7 protein-coding genes and 2 pseudogenes are annotated in these 9,524 nt (G+C 60.7%); all 9 read right to left on the bottom strand.

The features are described 5' to 3' along the window. Window positions 1-57: 57 nt before the first annotated feature. A pseudogene (locus PMI37_RS24280) lies at window positions 58-234 on the bottom strand (GNAT family N-acetyltransferase); the annotation flags it as partial. Window positions 235-349: 115 nt separating this feature from the next. Next, a pseudogene (locus PMI37_RS24275) lies at window positions 350-1,764 on the bottom strand (UDP-glucose dehydrogenase family protein). Continuing rightward, the gene (arnF, locus tag PMI37_RS24270; protein ID WP_008086034.1) at window positions 1,761-2,165 is read right to left on the bottom strand and encodes a 4-amino-4-deoxy-L-arabinose-phosphoundecaprenol flippase subunit ArnF; all 405 of its coding nucleotides are present in this window, start codon (window positions 2,163-2,165) and stop codon (window positions 1,761-1,763) included. The pseudogene PMI37_RS24275 and the gene arnF overlap by 4 nt, the downstream one beginning before the upstream one ends. Beyond that, complete coding sequence (gene arnE, locus PMI37_RS24265) at window positions 2,162-2,509, bottom strand: 4-amino-4-deoxy-L-arabinose-phosphoundecaprenol flippase subunit ArnE (protein WP_008086033.1); 348 nt, start codon at window positions 2,507-2,509, stop codon at window positions 2,162-2,164. The genes arnF and arnE overlap by 4 nt, the downstream gene beginning before the upstream one ends. Next, window positions 2,506-4,158 (bottom strand): lipid IV(A) 4-amino-4-deoxy-L-arabinosyltransferase, encoded by a 1,653-nt coding sequence (gene arnT / locus PMI37_RS24260; RefSeq protein ID WP_008086032.1) that lies wholly within the window; start codon window positions 4,156-4,158, stop codon window positions 2,506-2,508. Before arnT ends, arnE begins: the two co-directional genes overlap by 4 nt. Continuing rightward, on the bottom strand, window positions 4,155-5,039 hold the full coding sequence (gene arnD / locus PMI37_RS24255; protein WP_008086030.1) for a 4-deoxy-4-formamido-L-arabinose-phosphoundecaprenol deformylase: 885 nt from the start codon (window positions 5,037-5,039) through the stop codon (window positions 4,155-4,157). Before arnD ends, arnT begins: the two co-directional genes overlap by 4 nt. Then, entirely contained in the window at window positions 5,039-7,030 is a 1,992-nt protein-coding gene (gene arnA, locus PMI37_RS24250) for a bifunctional UDP-4-amino-4-deoxy-L-arabinose formyltransferase/UDP-glucuronic acid oxidase ArnA (RefSeq protein WP_008086028.1), read from the bottom strand. The genes arnD and arnA overlap by 1 nt, the downstream gene beginning before the upstream one ends. Next, window positions 7,027-8,043, bottom strand: a complete 1,017-nt coding sequence (arnC, locus tag PMI37_RS24245) for an undecaprenyl-phosphate 4-deoxy-4-formamido-L-arabinose transferase (RefSeq protein WP_008086026.1) — start codon at window positions 8,041-8,043, stop codon at window positions 7,027-7,029. The genes arnA and arnC overlap by 4 nt, the downstream gene beginning before the upstream one ends. After that, the gene (gene arnB, locus PMI37_RS24240) at window positions 8,040-9,188 is read right to left on the bottom strand and encodes a UDP-4-amino-4-deoxy-L-arabinose aminotransferase (RefSeq protein ID WP_008086024.1); all 1,149 of its coding nucleotides are present in this window, start codon (window positions 9,186-9,188) and stop codon (window positions 8,040-8,042) included. Before arnB ends, arnC begins: the two co-directional genes overlap by 4 nt. Window positions 9,189-9,524 lie beyond the last annotated feature (336 nt).

Genomic DNA, 9,524 nt, shown 5'->3' with positions numbered 1-9,524 from the left:
CGGCAGCTCCTACAGGGGAATTGTCGGCAGGAGCAAACCCGCCAGTTCGGGAGTTTCGGCGACCCACACATTTGCCTCCTCGATAGCCCGCAAATGTTGCGCAACATCCGCCACCTCGGCATCCGCCAGCCAAGCCAATTGCGGATCAAGACGGAACAGTTCCGCAGCCGAACGTTCGATGGCGGGGAGGGCCGCGACGTCAGCGGGCCGTGCAAGGCGAATGAGCATATTCATGTAGGAGCTGCCGCAGGCTGCGATCTTTTGATTTTGGGACGCGGAGCGTCTCTGGCTGCATTCCCACGCGGAGCGTGGGAACGATCAATCAAAAGATCGCAGCCTTCGGCAGCTCCTACAAGGGGGGCGGCGTACAGAGCGACTGCCTCATCAAGCGACGTCGGACGCGTGCGGCCACTGTTGCAGCGGAATCGGCAATTTGCGCGATTCGCCACGGCCCATCGGGAAGTACTGGATGCCGTTGCGCTCCAGACGCTCGGCGTCGTAGAGGTTACGGCCGTCGAAGATCACCGGATTGTTGAGGCGCTGCTTGATCAGGTCAAAATCCGGCGCCTTGAACTGCTGCCATTCGGTGCAGATGATCAAGGCGTCAGCGCCAGGCAATACCGATTCCGGGGTGCCCATCAGCATCAGCCTCGATTCGTCGGGGTAAAGGTTCTGGGTCTCCTGCATGGCTTCCGGGTCGAACGCGCGCACGCTGGCGCCGGCGGCCCACAATTCCTCCAGCAGCACACGGCTCGGTGCGTCGCGCATGTCGTCGGTGTTCGGTTTGAACGCCAAGCCCCACAGGGCAAAAGTCTTGCCGCGCAGTTCGCCTTGGTAGAACGCATTGATGCGCTCAAACAACTTGTGTTTCTGCCGCTGATTGATCGCCTCGACCGCTTGCAGCAAGTCGCTGGAACAGTGCGCTTCTTCGGCACTGTGGATCAGCGCACGCATGTCTTTGGGGAAACACGAACCTCCATAACCGCAGCCTGGATAGATGAAGTGGTAACCGATACGCGTATCGGCACCGATGCCCTGACGCACCGATTCAATGTCGGCGCCAAGGTGTTCGGCGAGTTCGGCGATCTGGTTGATGAAACTGATCTTGGTCGCCAGCATGCAGTTGGCGGCGTATTTGGTCAGCTCGGCGCTGCGCAGGTCCATGAACATGATGCGGTCATGGTTGCGGTTGAACGGCGAATACAGGTCACGCATCACGTCGCGCACCTCATCGCCTTCGCAACCGATGACGATGCGGTCCGGCCGGCGGCAGTCGGCAACCGCCGAGCCTTCCTTGAGAAACTCCGGGTTGGAGACGATATCGAACTGCAGCAGGCGACCGACCTTGATCAGCGCTTTTTCGATGTGCGTGCGCAAGGTGTCGCCGGTGCCCACCGGTACGGTGGATTTTTCCACCAGAATCAGCGGCTGTTCACGATGGCGAGCAATCGCGTCGCCCACTGAAAGCACGTAACGCAGATCCGCTGAACCGTCCTCACGCGACGGCGTCCCCACCGCAATAAACGCCACCCGACCGTGCTGCACCGCGAGTTTTTCATCGGTGGTGAACAGCAGGCGTTTCGAATCGAGGCCTTCGCGTACCAGGCTGGCCAGCCCCGGTTCGAAGATGCTGACGTGACCTTGGCGCAACAGGTCGACCTTCTTCTGGTCGACGTCCATGCACACTACATCATGGCCGACCTCGGCCAACACGGCCGCTTGCACCAGACCGACGTAACCGCTGCCAAATACTGTGATTTTCATGGAGCACTCCTGAATTCGGGCGCACGAGCCGGACGAGTGTTGATGGTGATGACCCCGAGCATGACCAGCGCCACGCCCAGTGATTTAGTGAAACTGAAGGATTCGTTGAACAGCGGCAGACTGGCTGCCAGCAGGTACACCAGCGCGTAGCTGATGCTCAGCAGCGAGTAGGCGCGGCCCAGCGGCAGGTCACGCAGGGCGACCAGCCAGCAGAGCATCGACAGGGCGTAGGCAACAATCGCCGCGATGACTACGGCCAGTGCGCGCAGGTCGAGGCTGTCCAGCGCTAGCCAGTGTTCCGGCACGGGCAGGCGGGTCATGCTCCAGCGCATCGCGAGTTGCGCGGCACTGACCAGCAAAACGCTGCCCAGGGCGAAAGTGATTCCGCGACGCGCGTTCATGATTGCTGCCCCAACAACAACACCACGCCGCCGATCACCAAGGCCACGCCCAACCAATGCTGACGGTCGATGGGCTCGCGGAAGACGAAGCGGGCGATCAGGGTGATCAGCACGAAATTGAGGCTGAGCATCGGGTAGGCGATGCCGACTTCCAGGCGCTGCAATACCAGCAGCCACACCAGCAGACCTGAGCCGAGGGCGAGCAGGGCCAGCCATAGCCATGGCGAGCGCAGTTTGGCGGCCCATGTCGACTCAACACCGCGCCAGCTCTCCACGGCGTACTTTTGCGCAACCTGTCCCAGACAGGTCAGCAGGCAAGCGGCCAACAGCAGCAACAGGCTCATGACGCCTCCTTGGGCAGAATCATGATCACCAGGTTGCCCTGCTCATAACGGACGCCGTCCTTTGGCAATCTGTCGATTTCGTCCAGTTCGTCCTGCCCCTTGACGCGCATCACCACGCAGACCGAACCGCTGCGGCGCGCCTCGCGCATCCACTGTTGCACTTGATCGGGATCGACCCGTTGTTGAATGCCGTCAGGATAGGCAAGGCCATATTTCAATTCGCCTATCGTGTTGTACAACGCGACTTGCGGGGTTTTCAGACGCCAGGCCAGCGCCGACGCCGCGCCGAGGTCGTTGCTCAGCAGGTGATCGGTCTGCGCCAGTTCGGTGACGTGATGCTTGATGAATTGGTCGGGCATCTTGTTGGCCACCACCGATTTGGGCATCGCGGCCGGCAATACCGCGATCAGCAACAGACTGCCCAGCGCCGGCGCCGCCCAGCACTGCAACGGCAGGAACGCTTGCAGCAGGTTGGCGATGATCCAGCCGATTAGGGCAATGAACACCAGCACCATGCTGTGCAATTCGTGGTCGTAGACCGGTTTGGTCAGTTGCAGGTACACCAGCGCAATCAGCGTGACGACGCCCAACAGCAGATTCAGCACACCATTGATGCTCAGCGCCCGACCTTGCTCCAGACGCAAACGGTCGGCCAGCGCATGACCGAGCAGCAACGCCATCGGCAGCAGGCACGGCAGGATGTAGGTCGGCAATTTGCCGTTGCTCAGGCTGAAAAACAGCAGCGGCATCAGCAGCCACAGCAGGAGAAACACCACCCGGGGCTGGGCGCGCGTTTGCCAGGCTTGCTTGAGCGTGGTCGGGATCAAACCCGCCCACGGCAGACTGAACGCCACCAGCAGCGGCAGATAAAACCACCATGGCGCGTCGTGTTGGGCATCGTCACCGGCAAAGCGGCGAATGTGTTCGTGCCAGAAGAAGAACCGCCAGTAGTCGGGCTCTTGTGCATGCACCGACAGCACCCACGGCAAGCTGACGACGATCGCGATGGTAATCGCCACCGGGCCGTACATCAGCAGTTCACGCCAGCGTTTTTGCCAAAGCATCCACGGCAGAGCGATCAACACCGGCAACAGCCACGCGAGGAAACCCTTGGTCATGAAGCCCATGCCACACGCCAGCCCCAGCATTGCCCAGGCAAGCATGCGCTTGCCGCTGGTTTGACTGTCGACGGCAAACCACAGCGCCACCAGGCTCAGGTTGACCCAAAAGGTGAATTGCGGATCGAGGTTGGCGTACCCGGCCTGACCGGCAACGATGGTGAAACTCATGTAGAGCAGGGCGCAGGCAAAGCTTTTGCGTGGCTCGTTCCACAAACGCCGGGCGACCAGGTAACACAGCAACACGCTCAACCCGGTGCTCAGCGCCGAAGCGAAGCGCACGCCAAACAGGTTCTGCCCGAACAGCTCTTGCCCGAGCGCGATCATCCAATAGCCGGCAATCGGTTTCTCGAAGTAGCGCAGGCTCATGAAGTGTGGCGATACCCAGTTGCCACTCAGCAACATGTCCTGACTGATTTGCGCGTAGCGCGTCTCATCAGGAATCCACAAACCATGCGTGCCCAATGGCAGCAGGTAAGCCAGTAGACAGATGCCCAACAGCAGCAGCGGCAATGCCCAGCGTTTAGTCATGCGTCTTGCACTCCCAGCCAGCCTTCACGGCCGTCGAGGGCGCCGCGTTGTACGCGACCCACGGGCAAGCTGTTGAAGAACTCGGGCAGCAAGTCGCCCAGCGGTGTGAAGTCGATACCTCGCTGGCGCGCAGCGGCCAGCAGTTGACGAAAATCCTCAGCCAGCAGAATGCCTTCGACTTCGGCATGAATGGTGTAGACGTTGAGCTGTTGCGCACGAAAGTGATCAAGAATGAAACCATTGAAGTCCCGCGCCGCGACGATGGGGCCGACCACTTCGTCGAAGGTCGGCAGATCCACCGGGATCTGCGGCGTGCCCGGCGTGCCGTCCGCCAACAACGGCCGGAACAGCCGCGTGCCACGGCAATCGCTGTTGTAGCGAAAACCGAAGGCTTGCTTGGCCTCGATCACGCGCTCGTCGGCACGCCAACCGGCGGCGGCCGAACAGAGGATTTTTTCACCGAGAATGTCGCTCAAGGTGTCGACGCCCTGACGGATCTGTTCGATCAGTTGCGCGTCACTCCAGCGCCCGGCATTCGCCTGCCAGCCGTGGTGATCCCACGCATGCAGGCCAACCTCATGACCGGCGTCGCGGGCCTGACGCATCAGGTGCCCGAGCTCGCGGCCAATCGGTTTGCCCGGCCACGCCGTACCGGCCAGCAGAATGTCCCAGCCATACAGGCTGGCGGCGTTGGAACGGAGCATCTTCCAGAGGAACTGCGGGCGAATCAGGCGCCACAGATGCCGGCCCATGTTGTCGGGGCCGACACTGAAGAAAAACGTCGCCTTGATCTGCGCCTCGTCGAGCATTTCCAGCAAGCGCGGCACACCGTCACGGGTGCCGCGAAAGGTGTCGACGTCGATGCGTAGACCGGCCTGCATTAGCGCATGTCCGCCTGTTCGAGCATGGCTTCACGCAAAAAGAAGTCGAGCGTGTTGCCGATGGTCTCGCGCATTTCCACGGTCGGCGTCCAGTCGAGCAGGCGCTTGGCGTTGGCGATGCTTGGCTTGCGGTGTTCGACATCCTGATAACCGGCGCCGTAGAACGCCTTGCTCTCGACGTCGCGGAAACCGGCGAACGGCGGGAAGTTGTCGCGCAGCGGATGCGCTTCGAACTGACGCAGCAACTCTTCACCCAACTGGCGAATACTCGCTTCGTTGTCCGGGTTGCCGATGTTGATGATCTGGCCGTTGCAGACATCGCCATCGTTATCGATGATCCGCGCCAGTGCTTCGACGCCATCGGCAATATCGGTGAAGCAGCGTTTCTGCTCGCCACCGTCAAACAGACGGATTGGCGTGCCTTCGACCAGGTTGAGGATCAACTGGGTGATGGCGCGGGAGCTGCCAATACGGGCCGAATCCAGGCGATCAAGGCGCGGGCCCATCCAGTTGAAAGGGCGGAACAGGGTGAAATTCAAACCCTTGGCGCCGTAGGCCCAGATCACCCGATCCAGCAATTGCTTGGATACCGAATAGATCCAGCGCTGCTTGTTGATCGGGCCGACCACCAGGTTCGAGGTGTCTTCGTCGAAATGCTTGTCCTGGCACATGCCATAGACTTCTGAGGTCGAGGGGAAGATCACGCGCTTGTTGTACTTGACGCAGTAGCGCACCAGTTTCAGGTTTTCTTCAAAGTCGAGTTCGAACACGCGCAGCGGGTTGCGGGTGTATTCGATTGGCGTGGCAATCGCTACCAGTGGCAGCACCACGTCGCACTTCTTGATGTGGTACTCGATCCACTCCGAGTGAATGCTGATATCGCCTTCGACGTAGTGAAAGTGCGGGTGACTGCGCAGACGCTCGATGGCGTCGGAGCCGATGTCCAGGCCATACACTTCGTAGCGGTCGTCACGCAGCAGGCGCTCGGACAAGTGATTGCCGATGAAACCGTTGACGCCGAGGATCAGCACGCGGGTGCGACGCGGCGCACGGCCGGACTCAGCGCCGCGCAGCAGCGAGCCGTCGACCAGACCGAGTTCATTGGCCAGTTGCGGGCCGCTGAGGAACAGGCCGTTGTCGTTGCGCTGACCGGAGAGGATCAGCAGCGAGTCTTCGCCGCAGGCAATGCGTAGCGGATCGACGCTGATCACCCGGCCCGGTGCCTGACCGTCGTTGCCCTTGACGACTTCGGCGCTCCAGACGATCAGTTTGTGCTCACCCACGGCGCAGAATGCACCCGGATAAGGTTGGGTCACGGCGCGAACCAGGTTGAACAACTGCTCGGCAGGTTTCGCCCAGAGCAGTTTGCCGTCCGCTGCGCTGCGACGGCCGAAGACTGTGGCCTTCGATTCGTTCTGTGGGGTTTCGCTGATCTTGCCTTGCAGCATCGCGGGCAAGATGTCGCGCAGCAGATCGGTCGCGGCGATGCGCAATTTGCCGTGCAGGCTCAACGCCGTGTCGCTGCGTTCGATGGCCACACGTTGCTGAGCGACGATGGCGCCGGCATCGGCACGCTTGACCATGCGGTGCAGGGTCACGCCGGTTTCGGTTTCGCCGTTGACCAGCACCCAGTTCGCTGGGGCGCGGCCACGGTAGCTCGGCAGCAACGAACCGTGCAGGTTGAACGCACCTTTTTTCGCGGTGGTCAGCAGCTGTTCGCTCAGCAGGTTGCGGTAGTAGAAGGAGAAAATGTATTCCGGGTCGAGCTTGGCAATGCGCTCGATCCACAGTGGGTGATTGACGTCTTCCGGGGCGTGCACCGGGATGCCTTTTTGCGCGCACAGTTGCGCAACCGAGGCATAGAACGCGGTTTCTTTCGGGTCATCGGCGTGAGTGAACACAGCAGCGATGTCGTAGCCGCTGTCGAGCAGGGCTTGAATGCCGGCGCAGCCGATATCGTGGTAAGCGAAGACAACAGTTTTTGCGCTCATGAGAGAACCTGATCATTGGAGGAGGAGAGACCGTCGACGGTGATGGCGCGCGGCGGCATGGCGGGTTGGCCGCGCAAGACTTTTTCAACGAAGAAACGCGGGCGGGCGCGCACGTCGCTGTACATGCGCCCGAGGTATTCGCCGAGCAGGCCCATGCCAATGAACTGGCCACCGGTGAACACGAACAGCACCGCGAACAACACGAACATGCCGTCACCGGCCCAGCCGGCACCGAATACCAGCCGCAACACGATCAGCGCTGCTGCGAACAACACACCGAGCCCGGCCATGGCGAAGCCGACAATGCTCAGCAAACGCAAAGGCGTGGTGGTCATGCAGGTGATCAGGTCGAACATCAGGTTGATCAATCGCATCGGGCTGTACTTCGAATCGCCGTGTTCACGCTCGGCGTGGGCGACGACGATTTCCGTGGTGTGGCGGGCAAAGCTGTTGGCCAGGATCGGGATGAAGGTGCTGCGTTCGCGGCAGGCGAGCATCGCGTCGATGATCGTGCGGCGGTAAGCGCGGAGCATGCAGCCGTAGTCGCTCATGGCGACGCCGGTGGAGCGCTGCACGGCGAGGTTGATCAGCTTCGACGGATAACGGCGCAACGCCGAATCCTGACGGTTGCCGCGCACGGTGCCGACCACGTCGTAGCCTTTCTCGGCTTCGGCGACCAGGCGCGGAATTTCCTCCGGCGGGTTCTGCAGGTCGGCGTCGAGGGTGATCACCACGTCACCTTTGCATTGCTCGAAACCGGCCATGATTGCCGCGTGCTGGCCGTAGTTGCGGTTGAGAATGACCGCCACGAACGGGCTGTCTTCACGGCTCGCGGCTTCTTCCAGCAGGTTGGCGGACTCGTCACGGCTGCCGTCGTCGACGAGGACGATTTCATAATCGTGACGCAGCATCCGGCACGCCGCTTCGGTGCGGCGCAGCAGTTGCGGCAGGCTGTCCTGTTCGTTGTAGACCGGGATGACGATCGACACACAGCGGATCGGATAGGGTTTCACAGGCGTTTGTCCATAAGAGTGGCGATGGCGCCGACCACGCGATCAAGGTCTTGATCGCTCATGTCGGGGAACAACGGAATCGAGCACAGCCGCGCCGAGTTCCACTCGGTATTGGGCAGGTACAGGTGTGGGTCACGCTGGCGATACCAGGTGTGCAGGTGGGTGGCGATGAAATGGATGCCGGTGCCGATGCCTTGGTCCTGCAAGCCTTTCATGAAAGCTTCGCGGTCCATGCCGCAGCGCTCGCTGTCGATGCGCAGGATGAACAGGTGCCAGGCGTGGGTCTGCGCGTAGTCGGGTACCGCCAGCGGCTGCACCGGCAGGCCTTCGAGTTTTTGCCGGTAGGCGGCGGCCAGTTCGGTGCGGCGCGCATTGATCGCGTCCAGACGCTGCAGTTGTACGAGGGCGATCGCGGCGTTGATGTCAGCGAGGTTGTATTTGAACCCCGGCTCCATCACTTGCGCCTGCGGCTTGCGGCCACCGGTCAGGCGGTCGTAGGCGTCAACACCCAGACCATGGAACTTGAGCATGCGCACACGAGTGGCCAGTGCTGCGTCGTCGCTGACGAACATCGCGCCTTCGGCACAGGTCATGTTCTTGATCGCGTGGAAGGAGAAAATCGCCGTGCCTTGCGCACCGACGTGGCGGCCCATGTAGCGGGTGCCGGCGGCGTGTGCGGCGTCTTCGATCACGGCGATCCCGTGTTTTTCAGCCAGGGCGTACAGCGGATCGAGATCAAACGCGGCACCGGCGTAATGCACCGGGATGATCGCTTTGGTGCGCGGCGTGATCGCGGCTTCGATGCGCGCGGCGTCGGTCATCAGCGTGTCGCGGTCGACATCGACGAACACCGGTTTGGCGCCGAGCAACGAGATCATGTTGGCGGTCGAGACCCAGGTTTGCGACGGCGTAATGACTTCATCACCCGGGCCAATGCCCAGGGCGAGCAGCGTGATATGCATGCCGCCGGTTGCCGAGGAAAGTGCCACGGCATGTTGGCAACCTATATAAGCGGCAAACTGTTCTTCCAATGCCTGGTTCTGGGGGCCGGTAGTAATCCAGCCTGAGCGCAATACTTGTTCGACGGCGGCTATTTCTTCTTCACCGATACTCGGACGCGAAAACGGCAGAAACGCTTGACTCATAAGAACCTCGAGGCGACAGCCATCCTTCAGCCAATTGTCTGAAAAACACATGATTTCAATGGTTTGGGATACCGGCCGGGGAATGCCTGATTGACTTTTAAGTCCGCGGACGGCAGGTTGTAGGCCTTTCGGGGCAACCTGTTGTAACTAAGGTTATGCCCGTTTTTGTCAAAGGAACATGAAAAACCGGTCGGCGATTCGTTTATCTGTTAGCCATACAGCCACCGTTCAGACTTCCTCCGTTCATCGGCACTTTTAATAGAAAAGTCCTACGGAAAAGTCGTTCCTTATATAAGTTTCTTTGCACTTTTAAGTTGTTTTGTTGAACTGTTTTCT

It is taken from the genome of Pseudomonas sp. GM80 (assembly GCF_000282515.1).
GTDB lineage: Bacteria > Pseudomonadota > Gammaproteobacteria > Pseudomonadales > Pseudomonadaceae > Aquipseudomonas.
This window is presented reverse-complemented; position numbering and strand designations above follow the sequence as displayed.

Excerpts from the sequence above, each read along its gene's own strand:
- arnF (WP_008086034.1), bottom strand. The coding sequence starts at position 2,165 with ATGAACGCGCGTCGCGGAATCACTTTCGCCCTGGGCAGCGTTTTGCTG.
- arnE (WP_008086033.1), bottom strand. The coding sequence starts at position 2,509 with ATGAGCCTGTTGCTGCTGTTGGCCGCTTGCCTGCTGACCTGTCTGGGA.
- arnT (WP_008086032.1), bottom strand. The coding sequence starts at position 4,158 with ATGACTAAACGCTGGGCATTGCCGCTGCTGCTGTTGGGCATCTGTCTA.
- arnD (WP_008086030.1), bottom strand. The coding sequence starts at position 5,039 with ATGCAGGCCGGTCTACGCATCGACGTCGACACCTTTCGCGGCACCCGT.
- arnA (WP_008086028.1), bottom strand. The coding sequence starts at position 7,030 with ATGAGCGCAAAAACTGTTGTCTTCGCTTACCACGATATCGGCTGCGCC.
- arnB (WP_008086024.1), bottom strand. The coding sequence starts at position 9,188 with ATGAGTCAAGCGTTTCTGCCGTTTTCGCGTCCGAGTATCGGTGAAGAA.